We start from the raw sequence: 24759 nt of genomic DNA, 5'->3' as shown, positions 1-24759 counted from the left end.
CTGGCTTGCTTGGACATACTCGCATGAGAGCCTTTTCGATTCGGGTGCACGGACTTGAGCCTGCCGTCAAAAATTTTATCCTCGGCAGCATCCTATGCCTTAAACAGGGAAATAATTTACGCCCGAATCCTTGTTACTGCGAGGCCAGCCTCACGGCGTTGCGGCCCTCCGCCTTGATTTTGTATAAAGCCTGGTCGGCCAGTTTGATCAGCTCGTTCCATCTGGGTTTGCCGCCCAGCGAGCCGGCTACGCCGATGCTTACGGTCATCGGCCGGGGCAGGGCCAGATCTTTGGGTTGTTCGGTCTGGATGGAGCTGCGAATGCGCTCGGCCAGAAGCAGGGCGGCTTTGGCGTCGGTGTTGGGAGCAATCACCAGAAACTCCTCGCCGCCCAATCGGCACGCGATGTCGCTGGTGCGGGCATTGGCTTTCAACAAATTGGCGGCATGGGCGAGCACGACGTCGCCGGCGTCATGACCCAAATTGTCGTTAATCGATTTGAAATAATCCAGGTCCAGCATCAACACGCTGAGCGGGCGGCCGTAGCGTTGCGCGCTGTCCCATTCCTGTTCCAGACGGTTCAGGGCATATCGGCGGTTGGGCAGGCCGGTGAGAATATCGGTATTGGCCATCAATTCCAGGCGGCGGTTGACGACCGCCAGCTCGGCGCTGTAGCGCTCGATGTCTTTCTTTTCCTTTTCCAGTTCCTGTTGCAGCATGAGAATGCGCTGGCCGGCGCGGACTCGCGCGAGCAGGACCTTCAGACTGACCGGTTTGATGACGTAATCGTCGATGCCGGCGTCGAAGGCCTCCACCAGCGCATCTTCGCTCTCGGACGCCGTCAGCATGATCAGATACAGATTTTTGCCGAGATCGGAGCCGCGCAAGGTCTTGCACAGAGTCAGGCCGTCCATCGGCTTCATCCGCCAGTCGGTAATCACCAGTTGAGGTTTGTTTTCGATGATGAGTTTCAGCGCCGATTCGCCGTCCCGGCAGGTGCTCACCCGATGTCCGGCCGAGGCTAACTGTTTCGACAGCCGCGCCAGCATCATCGGATCGTCGTCCACCAGTAACAATTCCAGGCCGGGCAATGCCTCGAACGGATCGTGCCGGCTCACCGGAAACACCATCCGCACATCCGTTTCGATGTCGATCAGCTTGCCCCACTCCTGCCACTGCTTGCAAATCTCGTCGAGAAACCGGTCGAATGACTCGCCTTCGAGAGCGTGCAATACCGCATCTTGCCGCAAATCCGGAAGCAGGACGGCCCGATACGAATCGTCGGCCACGCAGAAACGCGCTATGCGACGGGAAAAAGCCAATTGCTGGGCAAACCGGACTATGCGCGAACTTTCCCCTGTGGGAGATTCAAAGCTGAGTTTGAGCGAATCCAGCAAGAGGCTGGGCAATCCCCAGTCGAGCAACAAAATCAGCGTGAGTTCGTTATGGTCGACCGCAAAACGCTCCCGCTCCAATTGCATCAAATCGCCGCCTTGAGACGCGCGAAGACACTCGCTGTAAGCGTCCGACCAGGCGGTAGCCAGGGCCAGCCGGCCGATGTCGGACAACAAGCCCAGCGTGAACGATTCTTCCGGAGCCACCGTGCGTTCCCGGCCGGTCACGGCGGCGACGGCGACCGCCAGGGCCAGGGCTTGCGCCCAGTAGACGCCGTAATCGAAGCCGGAACAATGCTCGTTACGTTGACGGCTGACGATCGACAGGCCCAAGGCAAAATTGCGCACCGCCTGCATGCCCATCATGATCACCGCGTCCTGGATGGCCGCTACCGGGCGCCGGGCGCCAAACGCAGCGGAATTGGCGAAGCTTAAAATGCGCGCGGTCAATGCCGGATCGGCTTTCACCAGATCGGTCAGCTTTTTTACGGTCGCATCCTCCCTTTGCACCAGGCGCATGATGGCCAGAGCGAGTCCTGAAGGCGAAGGCAGACGGTCTGCGGCTTTGAGTTCGTGAAAACTGAATTCGGTGTTCATAGCGGTATTCCTTGCTTTTGGCTCAGAGCGCGGAGCAAACGGTTTGCCTCATCCGCCACCCGCCGGGCCGTTTGCCGAAGCTCGGACAGACCGTTGCCGCCCCGGAGGGCTCTGTGTTCCAGAGCGGCGGCTTCGTTTTGCAGCCGCTCGGCGCAAAAATGTCCGGCCATGCCTTTAAGTGCGTGCGCCACATCGGCCAGACCGGCGTCATCGCCGCGCGCCAGCGCTTCTTCCAGTTCGATTAAACAGGCAGGCGCTTCGTTCAAAAACAAGTCGATCATGTCGCCAAGCAGTTCCTGATCGTCGTCCAGTCGCTTGAGCGCTGCGGCCTCATCCCAGCAGCCGGCAGGCGCGTTGCCGGACATGGCTTCCGCCGAGCCGGTAGCGCTATCCGCTTGCGTCGGTCCGGGCTCGCTCAGCCAGCGCGCCAGCACGTCGGTCAGCTCCGGCCGGCCGATGGGCTTGCTCATGAAATCATCCATGCCGGCGGCCAGGCATTTTTCGCGTTCGCCGGCCGAGACGTGAGCGGTCAACGCGATCACCGGAATGCGTGCGGACGAGCGGGTCAATTCCTGGCCGCGCAGTCTGCGGACCGCTTCGTAACCGTCCATGACCGGCATCTGGCAGTCCATGAATACCAGATCGTACGCTTTTTGCGCCATTTTACCGAGCGCTTCCAGGCCGTTCTCGGCCAGATCCGGACGACAGCGGAATTTGCCCAGCATGTTCAGGAGGACTTTCTGATTGACTTTGTTGTCTTCGACGACCAGGATGCGTTTGTCGTTGTAGTCGGGCAGCTCTTCGGCCACTTTGCCCGGAGCTTCGGCGGTTGTCACGGGCGCCTGCAGGACTCGGGCGATGGCATCGAATAATTGCGTCTGCCGGACCGGTTTCAGCAGGGTTTGGGCAAAACCCAGCGCCAGCCGCTCCTCTTCGGAGCCCATGCCGCCGGAAGACAGCAGCAAACGAGGAGTCGATGCGATGGGCGGATCGTTGAGTATCGCTCGAGCCAGCGCATAGCCGTCCACTTTCGGCATGTGCAGGTCGGACAGCAAAACATCGTACGCCTGCCCCCGCCGCGCCGCGACTTCCAGCTCGATCAAGGCGTCGGGCGCATTGCTGGCTTCGCTGACTTCCATACCCCAATGCTGTAGGTAATGATTCAGAATTTTCCGGTTGGTCTCGTTGTCGTCGACGATCAGGGCGCGCTTGCCGGAAAGATCGGTGAGAGGCAAAGGCGCGCTGTCGTCGGCAGGCGCCAAAGGCAGCGTCACCCAGAAGCAGGTGCCTTGTCCCACGGCGCTTTCCACGCCGATGGCGCCGTCCATCAAGCCGACCAGGGTTTTGCTGATGGACAAACCCAGACCGGTGCCGCCGAAACGCCGGGCGGTCGAACTGTCGGCCTGGGTGAACGGTTGAAACAGTCGCGATTGTTCTTCGGGGCTCATGCCGATGCCGGTATCTTTCACTTCAAAGCGCAGCGTGCGATGGCCGCCCATGGCCTCCTGCTCGATGACTTTAACCGAGACTTCGCCGTGCTCGGTGAATTTGACCGCGTTGCCGATCAGATTCACCAGCACCTGCCGGATGCGGTTGGGATCGCCCTGCCAGCGAGGCGGCAGCCGGGGCGGCAGAAAACAGTTGAGTTCCAGATGCTTGGCATGGGCGCGCACCGACATCAAGGCGCAGATTTCTTCCACCAGAGTCGGCAGATCGAATTCGATCCGCTCCAGTTCGCACTTGCCCGATTCCAGTTTGGAAAAATCCAGAATGTCGTTGATGATCGTCAACAGGGATTCGGCGGAATGGGCCGCCCTTTTCAGCAGATCCTCCTGTTCGCGCGTCATTTCGGTGTCTTTCAGAATTTCCAGCATGCCCAGAACGCCGTTCATCGGCGTGCGGATTTCATGGCTCATGTTGGCCAGAAACTCCGATTTGGCCTTGGCGGCCTGCTCTGCGGCATAACGCGCCGACTCCAGCGACATCCGCGCCTGTTCCTGCAACAACGCCAGCGCCAGCATGTCGCCGACCTGACGCAGCATGGTCAGGCGCGATTCCAGTTTGACCGGATAAGGATCGGTATAAAGGAACAGAATGCCGAGCACGGCGCCGGCGGAGACGATGGGCACGATGTAATGCCCGTGCGCCTGCATGTCCTCGAACCGGTGCTCGTGCCTGGGATCGCAGAAACAGTCGTCGCTGACGATCAGCTCCTGGGCAAGCGCCGCCCGTCCGCACAGACAGGCGCCGTAAGGAATGCGCCGTTCGCGCCGGATGAATTCCTCGCTGAACTTGCCGTGCAAGAGATACATCTCCAGAACGTCGTGATCCGGATCCTTGAGAAAGATGCCGCCCTTGCGCTGCAGATCGAACGCTTTTAAATTGAACAGGATGTCCAGTACCTGGGTAAAGCGTTGTTGCAGCGGCCGCGTTTGCTGCAGGGCTTCGGATATGGCAAGACGCGCCGCGGTGTCGGTATTTTCCAGAATTTGCGCTTGCTCCTTGAGGACTTGATCGGTGACGTCGTGCTGAATCTGCACGTAACCGATCAAGGCGCCTTCCTTGTTGCAGATGGGCGTGATGCAAATGTCGGCCCAGAAATCACGCGCGTCCGGAGGCGTCGTCTGGCCGTCGATGTTGAAAGGCGGCGGGCCTTTGCGCCGATTGAGCAAACGGCCGCTCCAGGTTCTGCCTTGCCGCAAGCATTGCTGCATGCCGTGCAGAGTTTGCCGATCGGCCTCGGGACTGTTCAATAAACTGGGCAGATTGCCGACCAGCTTTTCTTTTTTCCAGCCGGTAAAATCGCATAATGCCGGATTGACGTACTGTATCCGGCCGGCAGCATCGGTGACGAGAATCATTTCGCTGCTGGCGTCCAGCGCCTGTTTCAGCGATAGCAGGCGGCTTTCGTTTTCTTTAATTTTGGTGATGCTGCGAGAGATGGCAATGTACTGCCTGGGTTTGCCGTCTTCTCCCAGCAACGGCACAATGCTGCTCGCGATCCAGTAGAGCCCGCCTTGACTGTCCCGATTACAGATTTCTCCCTCCCAGGGCTGGCCCTCGGCAATGGTACGCCACAGCGTGCGGAAAAAGTCCTGATCGTGGTAACCGGAATTGATCAGCCGATGATCCTGGCCGAGCAGTTCGCTTTCACTGTAGCCCGACACTTCGCTGAACCGCCGATTGACATAAACGATGCGGCCGGTGACGTCGGTGATGCTGACCAGAGAACCGATATCCAGCGCCTGGAGCAATTGCTTGTTTTCATTCGCCTGCCGCTCGTAACCGGCCTGTTGCTCGCTGACCTTCAGCGCCAGAGGACGGAACGACAGCCACCATATCAACGGAGCCGCCAGCAGCGAAAGCAATGCCGTATCCGCCAGGGTCTCTTGCAAAGAGGTCAGGATAATGCCGGATTTCGGCAGGGCGTCCAGCGCAAACATTAAAACCGCTTCGATCAGTGCGATCACCGTCGTAATGACGAGCAGGGAAGACACGAAAGAAAATTTGAGCGGTTTTGAGATAAGGAAAGTAGCCATGACCGTGTATCACTGTCGATTGTAATCCTAACAGTTTAGACCATCGGCCAGGACATTGAAGACCTCCATCGCTTCCGGGGCAGGAAAAAGCTGCTTTGCAGAAATCGCCGGAAAAAACGATTAGCCGTTACAATAGCCGGACGATTTAAAATACCGGGCAGGGCGTATTTCACCGGAAACGAGTCGGCCCCGGCCGCCTCTGCAACCATTTTTTTAACGGTCTGTCTGATTGAATAGGACAATAATGGGTACGAGCAGTTTAATGAAAAAGATCACCGAAAAGGCGCTGCGCAGCCTCGCCTTATTGCTGTTGGCCGCCTCGCTGACGGGATGCATCTATTGGATCAGGGCCTACCAGACCTACCTGCAGATGGACGAGTTTGACCGCTATTTCAAGGTCGTCGTCAAGGACGATTTCACCCTGCATTTCAAAGAGCCCATTCTCTACAGCGACGATTTCGTGTCGCTGGCCAGACTGCATTCCAGCCAGGAATTTCCGACGGCGGACGGCAAGCGCTGGCGTTACTGGTTCCGCAAGCTCGACAAGCGCAACAAGATCGTCAAGCCCGAAATCAAATTTTATTCCGATCTGACCTTCAACAAGGACGACCGGATTACCGACTGGTCGTTTTCGCCGCTGTTTCTGGAAATCGCGCCGCCGAAATTTCTGGAAGTGTCCTTGCGTTCGTTGGGCGGCGCCGAGATCAACAAGGATAAAATGCAGCTTCGGGCCAATACCGACCTGATCGATAAAATATCGGCCACTCTGCCGAAAAAACAGGACGTGGTGGCCAAATTGGGCGAACCCATCCGGATCGACGACGACAAAAACCAGGAAATCTATCTTTACCGTTTCCGCCTGCAGACGCACGACATCGAAAAAGGCTATGAGGACCGGGCCTTGAGCGAGGTAAGGCTGACTTTCGACAAATCCACCGAGGAACTCACCCGCATGGCCGGCCGTTTTGCCGGACTGAAAATCTCGATCAATTACAGAAAATTTCTTGATCGGATCCCGGACATGCAGCTTCAGGCGGTATCGAACAGGAATTAGAGAGTCAAAAAATTTCCGGCCGGTCTTTTCGCACCGGTCCGGAAATGCTTGGCGGCAGATTTTGTCTGCCGGGGTCTTTAGCCAGTAGCTCGGATGGAGCGTTGAGGTTGTGAAAGTATTTTCCTTATAGGATAGTATCTGCCCATTTGGAATAAAACCAGGATAGCCGATGCGTCGCCGCTACAAAACCAGATTTGATCGTATGGAAACAGCGCGCTTGCCGCCGCGGGTGGACGATTACATTGACGCCGATAACCCGGTAAGAGCGATAGACGCCTACATTGAACGGCTGGACTTGATTTGGTACCTTGAAATGCCGCGCCGGCTGGAATCATTTCTTGCTACGAGGACTGGCGAAAGTGCGCGGAGAATGGAGTTTAATGGCCCTGGCCTATAACTTTACGCGTGTGCTCAACCTCTTGGGATTGCGTCAGTTTAGAGCGTACTGCACCCAAAAAGCAGCGGCATGCGGTGGATAGAATGCCCTATAAGACAAAAATGCATAGACGAAAACCGCCTCGCACCCTTAAATAGCGCACGGGGCGATTCCAATCCCGACTTTGTCGGCGGCCGTTAGAGTGCCGCGAGCAGGCTGTGTCACGGCACGAATTTGCGGCGAGAGGCAAAACTGCGAATTCTTTCACAGTCTCTGTGTTTCATCCGGGCTACTGGCTACTGGCCGAACAGCCTTTTTCATTATAATTTCTTCAGCGCGTAGGCGGGTTGGAGCTTTGCGAAAACCCGGCTCATCGGCGCCCTAAATGCTGGGTTTCGTTCCTCAACCCAGCCTACGGCCCTTTAAATCCAACCCGTTGGGCTGGGCGGCTGTTTTCATTATAATTTCTTCAGTAGGCGAAAAACGGAAAACCGATCCGGACCGGGCATAAGGCTCGCGGCCTGCGCCTTGAGAATCCACGGCAACGATCGAGTTCGGCTTTGCTCTTGAAAATCGATGAGCCATCCCTAAATTGCCAACGACGCTCCGCGCAGCGCTCTCTATTCTGAGGAAGCACGGATTGAGTCCCTTCGACAGGCTCAGGGCGAACGGAGCCGATTTATTCAGCGCTTCCCTAAAAACAACAATCGTTTCTTGATTCAATCGAGGTATCAACAAGATGAGCATTCGTCCTTTATATGACCGTATCGTAGTCAAACGCCTGGAAAACGAAACCCGCTCTCCCGGAGGCATCGTGATCCCGGACAAGGCGCAAGAAAAGCCGATTACCGCCGAGGTCGTCGCCGTCGGCTCCGGAAAAGTGCTGGACAACGGCGAATTCCGTCCGATGAACGTCAAAGCCGGCGATAAAATGTTGATCGGCAAATACGCCGGCACCGAAGTCAAGATCGACGGCCGGGAGCTTGTGGTGCTCCGGGAAGACGACGTCTGGGCCGTATTGATTTAAAAGGAAGGACCAGCAAGCCGAACCCTGACACGATCCCCCGCCCCTCTGAACATTCGCTTGCCTGGACTTCAGCGGGACGGTTCCTCTGTTGCATGAGCCGTTCCGGCAAAAAACAGTCAGAACTTTCGATTAATCTCACTCACAGGAGGTAATTCCATGTTTGCATGTTTGATTTTCGGCCGGCTTCGGCCGACGAGGTCTTCGTCATGATAGAAACCTCGGCACTCACCAAACGCTACGGCGATTTGATCGCCGTGGACCGTATCACTTTCCGCGCCGAACCGGGCCAGGTGCTCGGATTTCTCGGGCCGAACGGCGCCGGAAAATCGACGACGATGAAAATGATCTCGGGCTTTCTGGCGCCGACCTCGGGCAGAGCCAGAGTCTGCGGCTTCGACGTCGAAGAACAGCCGCTCGAGGCCAAGAGCGCCATCGGTTATCTGCCCGAAGGGGCTCCGAGCTACGGCGAAATGACGCCGCGCTCGTTCCTGGAATTCATCGCTTCGATTCGAGGCCTCGGCGGCACCCGCCGCAAGCAGCGGCTGGACGACGTGATCGGGCGGCTGCAACTGGAAGGCGTGCTGGAGCAGAGCATCGAGACGCTGTCCAAAGGGTTCAAGCGGCGGGTCGGCCTGGCGCAGGCGCTCCTGCACGACCCTCGGGTCTTGATCCTGGACGAGCCGACCGACGGTCTCGATCCCAACCAGAAGCATCACGTCCGCACGCTGATCAACGACATGGCCAGGGACAAGGTGATCGTCATTTCCACCCACATTCTGGAAGAGGTGCATGCGGTCTGCAACCGGGCGATCATCATCGCCGGCGGCCAATTGCTGGCCGACGCCACGCCCGCCGAACTGGAAGCCCGCTCCCGCTATCACATGGCCGTCTCGCTGACGACCCCGGAAGCCGACAAAGCCCGGCAGGTGTTGAGCGGCATCGATGAAATCGACTCGATCGAGATCGATCCGCTGGACCAGCGCCTGACCGCTTTCCCCAAGCCGGGCAAACCGATTTTTGCCGCCGTCAGCGAAGCGTTGACCCGCCATCAGCTCGAGGTCAGCGAGTTGCAGCTCGAATCCGGACGCCTGGACGAGGTGTTCCGCACCATTACCGAACCGCATCAACGGGAGGCCCGCGCATGAGCCCTATCGCCATTCTGTTCCGGCGCGAACTCGGCAGCTATTTCGCCACGCCGGTCGCGTACGTGTTTATCGTGATTTTTCTGCTGCTGTCCGGCGCCTTTACGTTTTATCTGGGCGGCTTTTACGAACGCGGCCAGGCCGATCTGGAGCCGTTCTTCGCGTTCCATCCCTGGCTCTATCTGTTTCTGGTGCCAGCGGTGGCGATGCGGCTGTGGGCCGACGAGCGCAAAAGCGGCAGCATCGAACTCCTGCTGACCCTGCCGATCACGATGTGGCAGGCGGTCGTCGCCAAGTTTCTGGCCGCCTGGTGCTTCATCGCCATTGCCCTGGCGCTGACCTTTCCGATCTGGCTGACCGTCAACTTTCTCGGCGATCCGGATAACGGCGTCATCTTTGCAAGCTATCTCGGCAGCCTGCTGATGGCCGGCGCCTTTCTGGCCATCGGCGCCTGCCTGTCGGCGGCGACCCGCAGCCAGGCGGTCGCGTTCATCCTCAGCGTGGTGGTGTGCTTTCTGCTGCTTCTGGCCGGCTTTCCGCTGGTGCTGAACGTATTCCGTGCCGTCGCCCCGGCCGGCCTGGTAGACGCCATTGCCGGACTCAGCTTTCTGACCCATTTCAACGCGATCAGCAAGGGCGTGATCGATCTGCGCGACCTGATCTATTTTCTGTTGAGCATCGGCTTTTGGCTCTATGCGAACGCCGTGGTCATCGATTTGAAAAAAGCCGAATAGGAGTTAGGACATGGCAATGACTCGCAAAACATTAACTTCCGGCGCGCTGGCGTTGCTGGCCGTGCTGTTCGTGGCGGTGGTGCTGCTCAGCAACACGCTGTTCCGGGGACTCAGGCTGGATCTGACCGAGAACTCGCTTTATACGCTGTCGCCGGGCACCCGCAGCCTGGTCGGTAAAATCGGGGAGCCTCTGCACCTGACCCTGTACTTTTCCGACAAGGCGACCGCCGAAAGCAGCCGCAACGACGTGCGCGGTTTGCGCGTCTACTTCGAGCGGGTGCGCGAGCTGCTGGAGGAAGTCGCCGGTCTGGCCGGCGACAAGATCCATCTGGAAGTGATCGACCCGGTCGCCTATTCGGAAGCCGAAGACCGCGCCGCCGCCTCCGGAATTCAGGGCCTTCCGATCGGACCGGCCGGCGAAAAGATCTTCCTGGGCCTGGTCGGCAGCAACGCCACCGACGGCCAGGCGTCGATTCCTTTTTTCGATCCCGCCAAGGAAGCCTTTCTCGAATACGACGTGGCCAAGCTGATTCACGAACTGACCGCCGCCAAAAAGCCCAGCGTCGGCCTTTTGACCGGCCTGCCGATGGCGCCCGGATTCGACCCGCACAACATGCAGCCGAGCGAACCCTGGGCCACCTACCAGCAACTGTCGCAGTTGTTCGAGGTCAAGACGCTGGATGCCGCCGGTCTGAAGATCGTCGATCCCGGCATCGGCGTATTGATTCTGGTGCATCCGAAACAGCTTAGCGACGACGCCCAGTATGCGATCGACCAGTTTGTGCTGCGCGGCGGACACCTGCTGGCGTTTGTCGATCCGAACGCCGAAATGGACAATTCCGGCGCCGACCCCGGCAATCCGATGGCGGCAATGATGGCGGCCAAATCCTCCGACCTGCCGGCTTTGTTCAAAGCCTGGGGCGTCGAATTCAACGCCGATCAGGTCGTACTCGACCGGACCCACGCGCTGACCGTCAGCACCTCGCCGAACGCGCCGCCCAGCCGGCATCCGGCGATCCTTCGCTTCGGCAAGGCCGATCTGCCGCAGAACGACGTCGTCACCGCCAATCTGGACTCGATCATCGTCGGCAGCCCCGGCCATTTCAAAGCGGCCAAGGACTCGCCTTATCAATGGGTGCCGCTGTTGCAAAGCGGCGATCAGGCGATGACCGTGCCGGCCGAACAGCTCCGGTTTACGCCGGATCCGGCCAATCTGCTTGCCGAATTCGCCCCGACCGGCGAACGCTATGTACTGGCGGCGCGCCTTCAGGGCCAATTCAAAACGGCGTTTCCGGACCGGAAGGAGGCGGGACACCTGGCCGAAGCCAAAGAGCCGGGTGAAATCCTGCTGGTGGCCGATACCGATCTGCTCAGCAACCGGTTGTGGGTCCATATCCAGAACTTCTTCGGCCAGAGCCTGATGAACGCCTTTGCCAATAACGGCGACTGGTTCATCAACGCGGTCGATAACCTCACCGGTTCGTCCGATCTGATCTCGATCCGGGGGCGCGGCACGTCGAGCCGGCCGTTCACCCGCGTCGACGCCTTGAAACTAGCCGCCGACGACCGCTTTCAGGTGAAAGAACAGGAATTGCAGCAGGAGCTCAACGAGACCGAGCGCAAACTGACCGAACTGCAAAGCGGCAAGAGCAAGGATCAGAAATTCGTGCTGAGCCCGGCCCAGCAGCAGGAACTCGACAACTTCCTGAAGCGCAAGCTGGAAATCCGCAAGGAGCTGCGTGAAGTACGTCGGCAACTGGATGCCGACATCGACGCACTCGGCGCCTGGCTGAAGTTCGTCAACATTGCGCTGCTGCCGATTCTGTTGACCGTGGGCAGTTTGCTGTTCCTGGCTCGCCAGGCCAAACGCAAAACCAAATAACGAGGGAACAAGATGAATCACATCAATACGAAAGTCTTAAGTGGGCTGGCCGTGGCCGCTGTCGTCGCGATCGGCGCGGCGGTGCTGGTTTCCAGTTCCCGTGAGCCTGCCTCCGAAAGTTCGGACGAGGTCGCCTACGCACTTCCCGAGCTGCGCGGACATCTTAATGATGTCAAAACCGTCGGCCTCATCGCCGCAGACAATAAACCCGCAGTGACGCTGGAGAACGGCGGCACAGGCTGGACAGTAAGCGAAAAGGAAGGCTATCCGGCCGACACCGGCAAATTGCGCGGACTGCTGCTGAATCTGGCCAATGCCCGCCTGCTCGAGGAGAAAACCGCCCAAGCCGAGCGCTATTCCGATCTCGGCGTCGAGGACGTCAGCAACAAGGACGCCAAAGGCATTCTGGTCAAACTCGAAGGACTGACGGGGCCCTCGCAATTGATCGTCGGCAATACCAGCAGTCACGGCGGCGGCACCTTCGTCCGCCGTCCGGGCGACCGGCAAAGCTGGCTGGCGCAGGGCCAGATCCGGATCGACCGCGATCCGATCCAGTGGGTGGACACCGTTCTGACCGACATTCCGTCCGAAAGGATTGCCGAAATCGCGCTGAACCAAGGGCAGGGCAAAATGCTGCGCCTGTTCAGACAGGAGCCCGGCAACGGCAACTTCCGGGTGGCCGATCTGCCGAAAGGCCGCGAACCGGCCGCGCCCGACGTCGTCGGCGGCTTGGCCTCGACGCTGTCCGGCCTGAAACTGGAAGACGTCATTGCCGCCAAAACCCACCCGCAGCCGGACGGCGCGCCAAAGTTGCAGGGCCGTTACCGCACCTTCGACGGCGTCACCGTGCACGTAACGGCCTGGCTACAGGACGGCAGGCATTACGCGAGCTTTTCGGCAGCGCTGGATCAGGCGGCCGCGGACAAGGCGATCCGGTCCGAGCAGGACAAGGCCAAAGCCGGTGCAGAGGCCCGGCAAAAAGCCGCTGAAAAAGAGTCCAAGCCGGCCGCCAAAACCGATACTGCGCCCGCCGCCCCGCCGGCGGTTCAGGATCCGGCGAAATACCGGCAGCAGCGACTGGATGAGCTCAATGCCGAGATCGCGCACCTCAACCGGCGCTTTCAGGACCGGCATTTCGTGATTCCAGACTTCAAATATGCCAATATGGACAAGAGCCCCGACGACGTGCTGAAACCGCTTGCGGCGACCCAAACGCCGTTAGTAAAAATCAAGGCTAAAAAGCCGGCCGGAGTCGGCCGATCTTGAATAACGATGCGGCAAAAAACCACTTGCCGACGTGCCGCCCGATCGTTGCACGCTCAGCGCGGAAACGCAGTTCGGAACGCTCCGCGGTTCCGGACGCGGAGCGTTCTCGGCCGGGTTCCCATTTTAATGCCCTATGGCTACGCAGAGCGTGGGAACCATGAGGAATTTTCCCGTGGCCTACTTCCCCGACCCTGTCTGTTTCCGGGCAGGTCACGAAGGATGAAAGGTGATGCAATGCCCGCGCGGGTTCAAGCTCTTCCTATCCCAAGTCATTTAAGATACAAGGCCGGATATAAGGTTCCTTGGCCTGTCGAAGGGCGAAGCCATCCGGCGGCCGTGCGGTGGATGCGCTTCGCTTATCCACCCTACAGTTTATGTCCTTCTTAACTCAATGACATTGCTGCTCCGGCTAGAGCGAATCGATTCACCCCCGCGGCCGAATCGGCAGCGGCGGCCAGATCCGCGCAAGCTTTTTGCCCTATGCCAGCTTATTTCCTCTCAAGATCCGATGTTTGACCGAAGAACGGCAAAGCCCGATTTTTGTTAGGCTTCGCCGTGCATGGGAATTATAATGAGAACTAGCCGCCGGACGGTGGCGGCAACGTTTATCTGTCTTTAGAGCTCGAAGGATGACTTTTAAAAAATCTCTGAAATTTTTTAATGTTCTGGCAGTCTTGCTACTGCCGCATCCGATTGCTCAAGCGACCGGACACTCGATATGCGATCAATTGGCCATATCCGACATCATGGAAATGGATCTGGCCGAACTGTCGGAAATCCCGGTTTTTCTGTCCGCCAATCAAAAGGCCACCTGCGCCAACGAAGCGGCCGGCATCGTCACGGTCATCACCGGCGAGGAAATCCGGAACATGGGCGCCCGGGATTTGATCGACGTGTTGCAACTGGTTCCGGGATTCAATTTCGGCGTCGACGTATCCAACGTGGTAGGTCTCGGCATTCGCGGCATTCAGGCGCACGAAGGCAAAGTGGCGGTGAGAATCGACGGCATCAACGTCAACGAACACCGTTTCGGCACCACTCAATTCGGCAATCATTATCCGCTGGAACAAATCGACCGCATCGAAATCATCCGCGGCCCGGGCTCCATCGTGCACGGCAATTTCGCCGAAATGGGCGTCATCAACATCATCAGTAAAACCGCGGCGCAACTGAACGGCGTCAACGTGAGCGGCAGCTACGGCCGCTACGCCAGGGGAGAAGCCCGCAAGAATCTGGAATGGGCTTCCGGCAAGAAATGGGGCGATCTGGAAGTCAGTTTTTCAGGAAAACGCGGCAACGCGCACCGCAGCGACCAGATTTATCAGGATGCGCTCGGCAACCGTTTCGACATGGCCGACACGAATGAACTGGACGACATGATGCTCAACTTGGGCGTTAACTACAAAAACCTTGGCCTGCGCATCCTGGCCGATCAATACGAGGTCGACAGCCGCGACGGCTTTGCCGGCGAGTTCAGCGGTCCGGACCGGTATGTGGTCAATCAATTCAATACCTATGCCGGAAGCCTGAACTACCAGCACATCTTCAGCCCTTCGATCAAACTCGAAACCAACGCCACGTTTTCCAGACAGAATCCCTGGGAACGCACCCGCCACTATCTGGACGGTCGTCCGCCGTTGTTACGCGAAAGAGTCTATGTCGATTATTACAAACTGAACGCCAAAGCCACCTTCGCGACGGACGAAGGCAATTATCTGGTCGTAGGCAACAGCTTTTCCGTAGACAAATTCGACATTCAGACTGGGGGGCTCAATGAAACCCTGCCGACGTTCAGCGACTACACCGCTTATACCGAAGCCGGCTACGGCCTGCCCTGGTTCAACGTGCTGGGCGGGCTGCGCTTCGACGCGTACAACGAATTCGGCACCAATCTGGCGCCGCGCGCCGCCCTGACCAAGGATTACGGCAAATTCCATTTCAAAGCGCTGTACAGCCACGCGTTCCGGATTCCGACCGGCGGCAATTATCAGAAAAACGCCGAATACAACATCGGCAGGCCGCCCGAGGAGCGCATCGCTCAGGTAAAACCCGAACGCACCCGGACTGCCGAAATCGAACTGGGTTTTCAGCCGTTCCACAATCTGGATTTGTCGGTCAATTTATTTCACATCGAAAGCGACGACATCATTCTTTATCAAATCGACGAAAACGGCGACGATTTTTACATCAACGCCGACGGCCAGAGCACGCAGGGCATCGAAACGGGACTGCGTTACCGGGATGACTGGGGCTATCTGGCGCTGGACTATTCCTTTTACGAATCGACCCGAAACACGGCCGACAAATACAAAATTCTCGATGCGGCAGGGCAACAAATCCATGATCACCTGAACGTCGGCTTTCCCAGCCATAAAGTGTCCCTGAACGCTCATTGGAATTTAACGCCTTCGCTCTCGCTCAACCAGACCCTGATCTTCATCAGCGATCGTTACGGCTACAGCGGCGATACGCTGCAGCGGCACGGCTCGTCCTGGGTTTATAATCTGTACTGGCTCTACCGGAATCCGTTCGTCAGAGGAGTGGACGTCGGGCTGGGCGTCTACGACGTATTTAACGAAAAACTGCAATACGTCCAGCCTTATAATGGCGGACATCCTGCTTTGCCCGGCCCCACCCGGGAAGTGATGCTGAAGCTTTCCTATCAATTTTGACCGATGATGTTCTTTTCCGTTTTCCGCCGGCCCGGCCAGCCGCATCCGTTATGAAACGGGTATTGTTCATGCTGATCCTGATCCTGTTATTGCCGCTACCTGTAAAAAAATGCCTTGCAGTGGATACGCGCGAGCTGGCCATCAAGGCCGCGTACCTGTTCCGTTTATCGCTGTTCGTCGATTGGCCTGCCGAAAAGATCTCGCCTTCCGGCTCCGGCAACATTCGATTTTGCATTGCCGGCGGCAAAGAGATCGCCGAAACGATAAAAAACGTGCTGTCGGGGAAAACCATCAGCCGGCATGAAATCGAAACCGTCGGAGTGGACCCGAAGGCGGAGCTTAAGGACTGTCATCTGCTTTACGTCACAAAAAACACGAAAGCCGAGGACTTGTTTCTTCAAGCGGTAGTGAATTATCCGGTTTTGACGGTCGGTGAAACCGAAAGGTTTTACCGACAAGGCGGCATGGTGCTGCTGTTCGAGAAAGAAAACAGAATTTTCTTCGCCATCAATCGGCAGGCGGCCGATCGGGCCCGAATCAAATTCGGCGCGCAATTGCTGAATTTAGCCGAGCAATACCCATGACCGGCTGCTCGATCAAAACCCGGCTGTTCGCCATTATCCTATTGACCAGCACCGTTTCGCTGCTGGTGGCCGGCGTGCTGTTCATCGCGTTTCAGTCGATGAAACTGAAACAGGAAATGCGCGCCAGTCTGGCTTTGCAGGCCAATGTGATCGCCGACAACGGACAAGCCATCCTCGTCTTTCACGACGCCCAGGAAGCCGATAAACTGCTGGCGTCGCTGAAGCACGACCGGCAAATCATCGCCGCTTTCCTGCTGGACGGAGACCGGCAGGTGCTTGGCAGTTACCGCCGACACGCCGAGGATAGGCCGGCCGATGCGCTTCATTTGAATGAACTGGAACTCGGCAAGTACGGTTACCAAGAGACGAAAGATCATGCGGTTTACGCCAGGCCGGTGCTTCCCCGCGGCAATAAAATCGGCCACGTCGTCCTGTACGCCGATTACTCCCGCTACCGGGCCATCCTGACCCACTTTGCCCTGACGGTGGCCAGCGTCGTCCTGGTCGGTTTACTGGTGGCCTTGCTGCTGTCCTGGCTGCTGCAGAAAATGATTTCCGGGCCGCTGGAATCTCTGGCCGCTTTTGTCGGCAAAGTGACCGTGGACGGAGATTACACGCTGAGAACGCACGACCAGAGTTACGTTGAAATCCAGCAACTCGGCTCGGCTTTCAACAGCCTGCTGACGCAAATCGGCAACGCGATTTCGGCGCGCGACCAGGCGCAGGAGGCCTTGAAGCGGCACAGCCTGAATCTGCTGGACCAGGTCCATGAACGCACCCGCGAACTGGAACAGGCAAAAGAAGCGGCCGAAGCGTCTTCCCGAGCCAAATCGGCGTTTCTGGCCAACATGAGCCATGAAATCCGCACGCCGATGAATGCGATCATCTGTTTTACCCGGCTGGTTCTGGCCAACTCCGAGTCGCCGCAGCAAAAGCAGCAGCTCAACCGCGTACTCGAATCGGCCAATTTACTGCTGTCGCTGATCAACGACCTGTTGGACATCTCCCGCATCGACGCGGAGAAAATGGAGCTGGACTTCATCCAGTGCAATCTCTACGACATGGTCGACGAGATCAGCCAGATGCTGATTACCCGGATGGAAGAAAAAAACTTGGAATTCATCGTCGACGCTTCGGAAACCGTGCCTCGCCTTGTCGTCGCCGACTCCCTGCGGCTGAAACAAATTCTGATCAACCTGCTGACCAATGCCGTCAAATTCACCGATACCGGACACATCCGCCTCGGCATTACCGCTTCGGAAACAAAACCGGGAGACCGCGCCGACGTTACCTTTACAGTGCAGGACACCGGCATCGGCATGGATGCCGAAACCCTTGCCCGAGTATTTGAAGTATTCACCCAGGGCGACGTTTCCACGACGCGCAAATACGGCGGCACCGGTCTCGGACTGAGCATCAGCAAAAAACTGCTGGAACTGATGGACAGCCGTCTGAGGGTTGAAAGCGAGCCGGGCCGGGGCAGTTCGTTCTCCTTTTCGCTTTCTCTCGAATGTCCGGCCCAGCCGAAGACGGCTCCTCCGGTTCCGGCGTATCTTCCATCGGTTTTGCTCGTGGAGCCGAGACCTCAGTCGAAAGACCATCTGGCCGGGCTGCTCCGGTCGATAGGGTGCCGGGTTAAAAGCTCCAATTCGGCCCGGGCCGCCTTGACGTTGTTCGAGGAACACGAATTCGATGCCGTTTTCATCAGCCTTGACCTGGACGGACTGGAAGCCCTTCATTTAATCGAGACTCTTCGAGGAAACCGCCGCCTCTCCCGATCGGCCGTCGTGCTGATCACCACGCCGTTGACCGAACAAAAAGTCCGCTCTTTACCCAAAGAGCATTATCCTTTGGCGTTTTTGACCAAACCGGCTTACGACCGCGAGCGGCTCAGGCAGTTGCTGACGGACGAACCTGCAAGGTCCGAAACCGATGTTTTTGCCTTGCCGCCGGCTTTCCCCGCGTTCAAGTATGCAAAGGCACTGGTGGTGGATGACTTCGACATCAACCGGATTCTGATCATGGACATTCTCCAGAATGAAGTGGAATATTTTGTGGAAGCCGCCAACGGCAGCGAAGCCGTCGAATTGCTGAAGAAGGAGAAGATCGATCTGGTCCTGATGGACGTCCAGATGCCGATCATGGACGGCTATCAGGCCACCGAAGAAATCCGGAAAACGCTCAAGCTGACCGAACTGCCGATCATCGGCATGACTGCATTTGCCGCGGCGAACGATCTTGACCGCTGCTACCGGTCGGGCATGAACGAAGTGCTGACCAAGCCCATCGAAATCGATAAATTCAAAGCCGTTCTACAAGGATTGACTCATTCGCAGAGCCCGGTTCAACCGCCGGAAAAAATCATCATGGCCGAGCTGGACGGCGTCCGTCTGCCCGGAATCGACGTCGGCAAAGGCTTGAAGACTCTGCGCAACGATACCGGAAAATACCGCACGCTGCTGCTTTTGTTTCACCAAACCTACCGCGGCAAATTCGAAGAACTCGACTACCATCTGCAAAACGGGCAATGGCAGGAAGCGGCCGACTGGATCCATGCCTTCAAAGGCGTTTGCGCGAATTTGTACGTCACCGGCCTGGCCCAACACTGTAAAAAAGTGGAAGCAGCCCTGTCGACCCGCTCGATCGACGAAAACCTCCTGCGTACGTTTGAACGGCAATACGACGAAGTGATGAATCAATTGGCGCAGCTCTCGCCGGACAGCGGCCGGTAGCGGAAATCCGGCATCGTCACGGTGCAGGTTGAGCTGTACGCTTTACGGCAATGGGCATGAAGGCGGTGCCGACAAGAGGCAGTCTGCGTCCCACCTCTTGCGGTTTAAAGGAATGACAAATTTTTAGGTAACTATTCAGCGAAAAGCGATTAAAGCCCTCTACGAAGGAGCAATGCCTTTAGTTAAGGCATTTAACTCCCTCTCCCTCCGGGAGAGGGTCGGGGTGAGGGGAAAATATAAGGAAAAATGCTTCATTTTGATCTCCTCATCCTAACCTTCTCCTTTATACCCTTTAGGGTGCGGAGGGAGAAGGGACTGAAGCTTTCGCTGAATAGTTACATTTTTAGAAACGGTCCCACTCTTCTTCTTTGCGTCGAGCAGGCCGGCTCGACAAGGATTTCCCCTTTTTTCGCGCTCGGTTGTTACTGACGTTCGGAGAACTCCCGGGATTGAAAGCGGCGTCCCTGGACGGATCGGAGTCTTTTATGCCGATTGACAAATCCATGGAGGCATCGAGACGGAATTTGCCCATGGCGCCGGCCAGCATGTCGGCCTGATCTTCCAGAGAGGCGGCTGCCGCCGCGGCTTGTTCGACCAGAGCGGCATTCTGTTGCGTCACCTCGTCCATCTGGGTCAGAGCCTGATTGACTTGTTCGATGCCGACGCTTTGTTCCGCCGACGCCGAAGCGATCTCTGCCATGATGCCGGTGACGCGCCGCACCGAAGTAACGATTTCCTCCATGGTTTTACCGGCTTCGTTCACCAGACGGCCGCCGTCTTCCACTTTTTCGACCGAATCGCCGATCAGCCCTTTGATTTCCTTGGCAGCCGCCGCCGAACGCTGGGCCAGATTCCGCACTTCGCTCGCCACCACGGCGAAGCCTCGCCCCTGCTCGCCGGCACGCGCCGCTTCCACGGCCGCGTTGAGCGCCAGGATGTTCGTCTGCAAGGCAATGCCGTCGATCACGCTGATGATGTCGACGATCTTGTGCGAACTGTCGTTGATGGCGTTCATCGTGCCGATCACCTGCTGCACCACGTCGCCGCCCTTGACCGCCACTTCCGAAGCCGCGGCGGCCATGCGGTTGGCCTGCTGAGCATTGTCGGCGTTCTGTTTGACGGTGGAGGCAAGCTGTTCCATGCTGGCCGCGGTTTCTTCCAGGCTGGCGGCCTGTTCCTCCGTGCGCTGCGACAAATCGGCATTGCCTGCGGCAATTTCCTGAGCTGCCGTGGAAATGGTATCGACCGCGGTTTTAATGTCCAGAACCATCTTCGCCAGACTTTTCACCGTGGCGTTGGAATCGTCCTTCAACTGTCCGAACAAGCCTTCGTAGTGGCCGGCGATGGTTTCGGTCAGATCGCCCCTCGCCAACGCGCCCAATACACGGACCACTTCATTCAGACCTTCGTCGCTGGTCCCCAACAGTGAATTCATGCCCTCGGCCAGCACCCGGAAAAAACCGTCCTTGCCGGACAGATCGATGCGCTTGCTGAAGTCGCCCTGGCTGGCGGCCGTGATGATTCCGGCGATTTCCTGTTCGACGGCCACTTCGTCGGTGCGATCCTTCCATTCCACCACGGATCCCAACCGAGCATTTTCGCCGTTGATCACCGGATTGGCGATCAGCTCGAAAGTGCGTCCTCCTATCTGAATTTCTGTGCGGTACGTACCGGTCAAATTGGCCAGCAAGCGGCTCTGATGCCCGGGGTTTTTATGGAACTGATCCATGTTCGCCCCCAGCAGCCGGGACGCATTGAAATGAGGCAGCGCTTTGCGCAGGTCGGCTTCGGCACGGCTCAGCATTTCGCCAACCGCTCTATTCATATAGATGATGTTGCGCTCGTTGTCGGCAATCATCACGTTGGTCTTCACGTTGTCCAGGGCGATGCGGATGCGGGTATTTTCGGCGACCAGAATTTCTTCCTGCTTTTTTAGAGCCGCTTCCAGGGCATCGGCGATCATGTTGACGCCCTCGGCGGTATAGCGGTAGAGGCCTTCGTTCAGCGATTCCAGATTCATGCGGGTGGACAGCCTGCCGGCCTGAAGGTCTCCGATCATCTTGCTGAAAGCCTGGTCGAAACAAGCTCTCTGTTCGGCGTTGGTATCGCTGGCGCGGCGCCCTTCCGAGGCACGGCGTTCCAGCGTTTCCTGATTTTTTTTCAAAGCCCGCATCAACGGAACGACGACATCGGAACCCGAGGTATCGATGGACGGCGAAAAATCGCCCTCCACCATTTTATCGATGATCTTCACCGCTTCGTCGATGCGGGTCTGGACTCGTTTGGTGCCAAATAACTTCACTAGAGATCTCCTTGCTTCGGAATATAAAAAACCTAGACTTGATAACACGGCATTTGAGAACGGCAGGCCGATAAAACAGTCAAAAACTGTCGAGTTAATGATGATTTCCACCGGTTAAATAAGATAATATGGATAAGGTTGGGGAAATCTTCTCTTACCTGACCGTTAATTAAAGTCAAACTCCAATGAATAGCTATAGGTAGAAATACCCATAAATCCGCAATCCGGAAGTTAATTCACCTGCCATAGGCAAGCTCCTCCCGATGCTTAATCCTCAAAACAAAAATCAGCCCATCGTCTACGTCGTCGATGACGATGCCGGCGCGCGCCGGGCAATGGCTCTGGTGCTCTAACAGGAAGGCCTGACGGTGGCCGCGTTCGACAGTGCGGAAGCGTTTTTTTCAGAGAAACTTACGGAAAGAAAAGGCTGCGCCATCGTCGACCTGTGTCTTTCGGGCATGAACGGCATCCAGATACAAAAAATCCTGGCGGCTCAGGCCATTCCGCTGCCGGTCATCATTCTGACCGGTCATGCCGATATTCCGACCTGTGTCGAAGCGATGAAAGCGGGCGTGGACGATTTTTTGATGAAGCCGGTTAGCCGGGAAACGCTGTTGGCCAGCGTCCGGACCGCGCTGGCGAGAGGCGACCGGATGCGGGCGATGGCCGAACAAAGCCATCTAGCCAAACTTCGGCTCATGCAACTGACGGAGCGGGAGTATGAAATCATGAAGATGCTGGTCAACAGCGCTTCGAACAAGGAAATTGCCCGCTGCCTGAAGATAAGCTACCGCACCGTGGAAAAACACCGAAAGCGCATACTCGACAAGACCGGCTCGAGCAATCTGCTGGAGTTGCTGGACCTGGCGCGAAAAAACGGACTGACTCCCGATCAGGAGCCAAACTAAAGCCCTCCGCCCCTCAACGACAGCAGCCGGTCGCCATGACCGCCAATCCCAGAATCCATCCGGTGCCGTCCTGCATCCATACTCCGGCTGGGAGAAAAATTGCAAGATCCAGCATCCGATTCCGGCAAACCCGTCACCGGGGAAAGTAAAATCCGCCATGAATGGACTTCGTGGACCGGCGTATAAGTATTCATACGTATGGATAATTTTTTGATTCTCTAATATAAATCCCCCTTAACAAAGCCAAACCTGACATATGCTGGGACGGAAACCGAATAATCGGATACAACCCGTGTCACGGCAGCTTTGCAATAAGAGTACAGTCGCATCCGTACTGTTATATCAACAACAAATAAAGAGGCTTCAAATGAAAACTTACCATGCTTTCTTATCCATTTTATTATTTGCAGGCTGTTTGCTAACCGTGCTGCCAATAAAAGCCGCTCCCTTTGCCTATGTAACGTCTACACATGACGACGCCGTCACCGTAATCGATATCGCAAACAATACCGTTGTGGGAGATCCGATTCCGGTTCCGGGCGGCCCTTTTGGCGTCGTCATATCTCCGGACGGAAAATACGCTTATGTGGAGACTATAATCGATGACGGTGTCGTAGTGATTGATACCGCAACCAATTCCGTTGTGGGCGACCCCATTCCAATAGGCCATTCTTTTAATTGTCAAACTGATATGGTCATCTCCCCGAACGGGAAATTGCTCTACGCCAGTGCGTCGATCATTGATACCGCAACCAATACCGTTGTGGGAAATCTTCCGTTTGATGTTGACCTTGGTTGTTATGCCATTACTCCGAATGGAAAATTTCTCTATTTGACCGATTTCCTGGCAAATACCGTTCATGTAATCAACACGATCACCAATACTGCCGTGGGCGAACCCATTCCAGTGGGGAATGGAGCCTGGAAAGCGGCTATCACCCCAAATGGAAAGTATGTTTATGTAGTGAATTCGGATAGTTACGATGTCTCCGTTATTTCTACGAACACTAATACCGTTGTTAAAACAATCCCGGATGTGGGCAATAACCCTGGCTCAGTGGCCATAACGCCCAACGGGAAATACGCCATTGTTTCAAATTATTTGGGTTTGGATGTCTCGTTCATCGATATTGCCAGCAATACCGTCCAAAGTCATGTACCGCTGATGAGCCCCAGCAACCCGGTTGAAGTTGCTGTTACCCAAGATGGGAAGTACGCCTATGTAACGACAGGTGCAAATATTAATGTAATCTCTATAGCCAATAAAACTGTTGTGGATACTATTCCGGTCGGAGGTGGGGGGATAGCGATCACGCCTATTCTAAAACACGGATATCCCGTGGGCACCTCGAAAAACCCAAGGCTATGAGAAAATAGCATTTTCAAATGGATAGCCGGTAAAGCGATGATTAAAGAGAGCCTGTTTGCAGCCGAAGAACGAGAAGCCAAGCTGGATAAGCTGGGCGACATTCTGCAGGTGTTGGAGAAACACGTGGACTTCAAAGCCTTGTCGCAAGCGATTGATCAATCGGCGCCACGGCCCGACCGAACCCAAGGCGGTCGCCCGCCGTTTCCGACGGAAGTCATGGTTAGAGTGGTCGTGTTACAGCAACTCTACAATCTGAGCGACGAACAAATGGAGTTTCAACTGCTGGACAGGCTAAGCTTCCAGCGGTTTGTCGGTTTGCGTCAGAGCAGCCAAATTCCCGACCGGACGACCCTGTGGACCTTCAAGGAACGGTTGGTTGAGGCCAATGCCAGCGAAACCTTATTCGACGCCGTCAACCGGGAATTGAACAAACACGGCTACCTCGCACGTTGCGGGCAAATCGTTGATGCCACCCTCGTCCCCGCGCCACGGCAGCGGCTCAACAAAGACGAGAAAGTGTTGGTCAAACAGGATGCCATGCCGATCGATTGGACGCCTGCGCAACGTCGGCAGAAAGACATCGACGCCACCTGGACCAAGAAACACGGCAAATCGTACTATGGCTACAAGTTATCCACGAGCGCCGACAAACGCTATAAGCTGATCCGCAAACTCAAAGTCAGCACCGCCAGCGAACACGACACGCATCATCTGGAAGCCGTGCTGGATACGGGCAACACGAGCCGTGATGTTTATGCCGACAAAGGTTACGTGGACAGCGAGCGTGAAGCCCGACTGCAAGAGGACGGTTGGCGCACGCATATCCAGCGCAAAGCGCCCAAGGGCAAACCATTATCGGACTGTCAACAGCGACGCAATCAGCGGATTGCCAAAAGTCGTGCCCGGGTCGAACACGTCTATGCCAGCCTGCAACAGATGGGCGGCAAGGGCTTGCGCTGTATTGGCCTGGATCGGGCTGTGTTGCAGCTCAATCTGAAGGCGGCCACTTATAACTTACGCCGTTTATGTAGCCTGAAAACCAGCGGCGTGGCCTCGGCTTTTGCCTGTTAGCAGGCAAAGTGCGCCTGAAGGGCGGATAGAGATCGCCTTCAGGCTGAAAAAAAACCGCTCCAGGCGGGTGAAAAATAGCCTGTTTCCAGCTGGCATTGGTTGATTGGCTAT

General features: G+C 56.8%; 16 protein-coding genes and 1 pseudogene. 13 read left to right on the top strand and 4 right to left on the bottom strand.

From position 1 onward, the window contains the following. Nucleotides 1–133: 133 nt before the first annotated feature. Entirely contained in the window at nucleotides 134–1990 is a 1857-nt protein-coding gene (locus A3OW_RS0116740; protein ID WP_020564602.1) for a diguanylate cyclase, read from the bottom strand. Beyond that, on the bottom strand, nucleotides 1987–5529 hold the full coding sequence (locus A3OW_RS0116735) for a response regulator (protein ID WP_020564601.1): 3543 nt from the start codon (nucleotides 5527–5529) through the stop codon (nucleotides 1987–1989). The genes A3OW_RS0116740 and A3OW_RS0116735 overlap by 4 nt, the downstream gene beginning before the upstream one ends. Before the next feature lie 262 nt (nucleotides 5530–5791). Here A3OW_RS0116735 and A3OW_RS0116730 point away from each other — a divergent pair, with 262 nt between their 5' ends. Together A3OW_RS0116730 and A3OW_RS28705 are read left to right on the top strand one after the other, a co-directional pair. Beyond that, the gene (locus tag A3OW_RS0116730) at nucleotides 5792–6583 is read left to right on the top strand and encodes a hypothetical protein (protein WP_020564600.1); all 792 of its coding nucleotides are present in this window, start codon (nucleotides 5792–5794) and stop codon (nucleotides 6581–6583) included. A 299-nt stretch (nucleotides 6584–6882) separates the two neighbouring features. Then, nucleotides 6883–7062, top strand: a pseudogene (locus tag A3OW_RS28705) (hypothetical protein); the annotation flags it as partial. Between the two features lie 299 nt (nucleotides 7063–7361). Here A3OW_RS28705 and A3OW_RS0116720 read toward each other — a convergent pair. Continuing rightward, entirely contained in the window at nucleotides 7362–7682 is a 321-nt protein-coding gene (locus A3OW_RS0116720) for a hypothetical protein (protein ID WP_157385927.1), read from the bottom strand. Between the two features lie 16 nt (nucleotides 7683–7698). On the opposite strand from A3OW_RS0116720, the gene A3OW_RS0116715 reads away from it, so the two are divergent. The 8 genes from A3OW_RS0116715 (at nucleotide 7699) to A3OW_RS0116680 (ending at nucleotide 18998) form a co-directional block, all read left to right on the top strand. Then, nucleotides 7699–7986 (top strand): co-chaperone GroES, encoded by a 288-nt coding sequence (locus A3OW_RS0116715; protein WP_020564597.1) that lies wholly within the window; start codon nucleotides 7699–7701, stop codon nucleotides 7984–7986. Nucleotides 7987–8150: 164 nt separating this feature from the next. Then, the gene (locus tag A3OW_RS0116710) at nucleotides 8151–9131 is read left to right on the top strand and encodes an ABC transporter ATP-binding protein (protein ID WP_020564596.1); all 981 of its coding nucleotides are present in this window, start codon (nucleotides 8151–8153) and stop codon (nucleotides 9129–9131) included. Continuing rightward, nucleotides 9128–9862, top strand: coding sequence for an ABC transporter permease subunit (locus A3OW_RS0116705; RefSeq protein ID WP_020564595.1), 735 nt, complete (start codon nucleotides 9128–9130; stop codon nucleotides 9860–9862). The genes A3OW_RS0116710 and A3OW_RS0116705 overlap by 4 nt, the downstream gene beginning before the upstream one ends. Nucleotides 9863–9872: 10 nt before the next feature. After that, entirely contained in the window at nucleotides 9873–11744 is a 1872-nt protein-coding gene (locus A3OW_RS0116700; protein WP_020564594.1) for a GldG family protein, read from the top strand. Between the two features lie 12 nt (nucleotides 11745–11756). Next, the gene (locus A3OW_RS25315; protein WP_020564593.1) at nucleotides 11757–13010 is read left to right on the top strand and encodes a DUF4340 domain-containing protein; all 1254 of its coding nucleotides are present in this window, start codon (nucleotides 11757–11759) and stop codon (nucleotides 13008–13010) included. Between the two features lie 629 nt (nucleotides 13011–13639). Continuing rightward, nucleotides 13640–15682 (top strand): TonB-dependent receptor plug domain-containing protein, encoded by a 2043-nt coding sequence (locus A3OW_RS0116690; RefSeq protein ID WP_020564592.1) that lies wholly within the window; start codon nucleotides 13640–13642, stop codon nucleotides 15680–15682. A 50-nt stretch (nucleotides 15683–15732) separates the two neighbouring features. Then, on the top strand, nucleotides 15733–16266 hold the full coding sequence (locus A3OW_RS0116685) for a YfiR family protein (protein WP_157385926.1): 534 nt from the start codon (nucleotides 15733–15735) through the stop codon (nucleotides 16264–16266). After that, complete coding sequence (locus tag A3OW_RS0116680) at nucleotides 16263–18998, top strand: hybrid sensor histidine kinase/response regulator (protein ID WP_020564590.1); 2736 nt, start codon at nucleotides 16263–16265, stop codon at nucleotides 18996–18998. Before A3OW_RS0116685 ends, A3OW_RS0116680 begins: the two co-directional genes overlap by 4 nt. Nucleotides 18999–19341: 343 nt before the next feature. Here A3OW_RS0116680 and A3OW_RS28890 read toward each other — a convergent pair whose 3' ends face one another. After that, nucleotides 19342–21300 (bottom strand): methyl-accepting chemotaxis protein, encoded by a 1959-nt coding sequence (locus A3OW_RS28890; RefSeq protein WP_020564589.1) that lies wholly within the window; start codon nucleotides 21298–21300, stop codon nucleotides 19342–19344. 362 nt (nucleotides 21301–21662) lie between these two features. On the opposite strand from A3OW_RS28890, the gene A3OW_RS26070 reads away from it, so the two are divergent. The 3 genes from A3OW_RS26070 (at nucleotide 21663) to A3OW_RS0116655 (ending at nucleotide 24648) form a co-directional block, all read left to right on the top strand. Beyond that, on the top strand, nucleotides 21663–22208 hold the full coding sequence (locus A3OW_RS26070; protein WP_332309827.1) for a response regulator transcription factor: 546 nt from the start codon (nucleotides 21663–21665) through the stop codon (nucleotides 22206–22208). 367 nt (nucleotides 22209–22575) lie between these two features. Beyond that, entirely contained in the window at nucleotides 22576–23577 is a 1002-nt protein-coding gene (locus A3OW_RS25305; protein WP_020564585.1) for a beta-propeller fold lactonase family protein, read from the top strand. Between the two features lie 36 nt (nucleotides 23578–23613). Then, nucleotides 23614–24648: an IS5 family transposase gene (locus A3OW_RS0116655; protein WP_020564584.1), complete on the top strand. Its 1035-nt coding sequence runs from the start codon at nucleotides 23614–23616 to the stop codon at nucleotides 24646–24648. Nucleotides 24649–24759 lie beyond the last annotated feature (111 nt).

The sequence above is a fragment of the Methylosarcina fibrata AML-C10 genome, assembly GCF_000372865.1.
Lineage (GTDB): Bacteria > Pseudomonadota > Gammaproteobacteria > Methylococcales > Methylomonadaceae > Methylosarcina > Methylosarcina fibrata.
Note: the sequence above shows the minus strand (reverse complement) of the source record. Positions and strands in the feature narration are given on the sequence as shown.

What these genes read in the sequence shown, in the direction of transcription:
- A3OW_RS0116740 (WP_020564602.1), bottom strand. Translation starts at nt 1,990, where the DNA reads ATGAACACCGAATTCAGTTTTCACGAACTCAAAGCCGCAGACCGTCTG.
- A3OW_RS0116735 (WP_020564601.1), bottom strand. Translation starts at nt 5,529, where the DNA reads ATGGCTACTTTCCTTATCTCAAAACCGCTCAAATTTTCTTTCGTGTCT.
- A3OW_RS0116730 (WP_020564600.1), top strand. Translation starts at nt 5,792, where the DNA reads ATGAAAAAGATCACCGAAAAGGCGCTGCGCAGCCTCGCCTTATTGCTG.
- A3OW_RS0116715 (WP_020564597.1), top strand. Translation starts at nt 7,699, where the DNA reads ATGAGCATTCGTCCTTTATATGACCGTATCGTAGTCAAACGCCTGGAA.
- A3OW_RS0116710 (WP_020564596.1), top strand. Translation starts at nt 8,151, where the DNA reads ATGTTTGATTTTCGGCCGGCTTCGGCCGACGAGGTCTTCGTCATGATA.
- A3OW_RS0116705 (WP_020564595.1), top strand. Translation starts at nt 9,128, where the DNA reads ATGAGCCCTATCGCCATTCTGTTCCGGCGCGAACTCGGCAGCTATTTC.
- A3OW_RS0116700 (WP_020564594.1), top strand. Translation starts at nt 9,873, where the DNA reads ATGGCAATGACTCGCAAAACATTAACTTCCGGCGCGCTGGCGTTGCTG.
- A3OW_RS25315 (WP_020564593.1), top strand. Translation starts at nt 11,757, where the DNA reads ATGAATCACATCAATACGAAAGTCTTAAGTGGGCTGGCCGTGGCCGCT.
- A3OW_RS0116690 (WP_020564592.1), top strand. Translation starts at nt 13,640, where the DNA reads ATGACTTTTAAAAAATCTCTGAAATTTTTTAATGTTCTGGCAGTCTTG.
- A3OW_RS0116685 (WP_157385926.1), top strand. Translation starts at nt 15,733, where the DNA reads ATGAAACGGGTATTGTTCATGCTGATCCTGATCCTGTTATTGCCGCTA.
- A3OW_RS0116680 (WP_020564590.1), top strand. Translation starts at nt 16,263, where the DNA reads ATGACCGGCTGCTCGATCAAAACCCGGCTGTTCGCCATTATCCTATTG.
- A3OW_RS25305 (WP_020564585.1), top strand. Translation starts at nt 22,576, where the DNA reads ATGAAAACTTACCATGCTTTCTTATCCATTTTATTATTTGCAGGCTGT.
- A3OW_RS0116655 (WP_020564584.1), top strand. Translation starts at nt 23,614, where the DNA reads ATGATTAAAGAGAGCCTGTTTGCAGCCGAAGAACGAGAAGCCAAGCTG.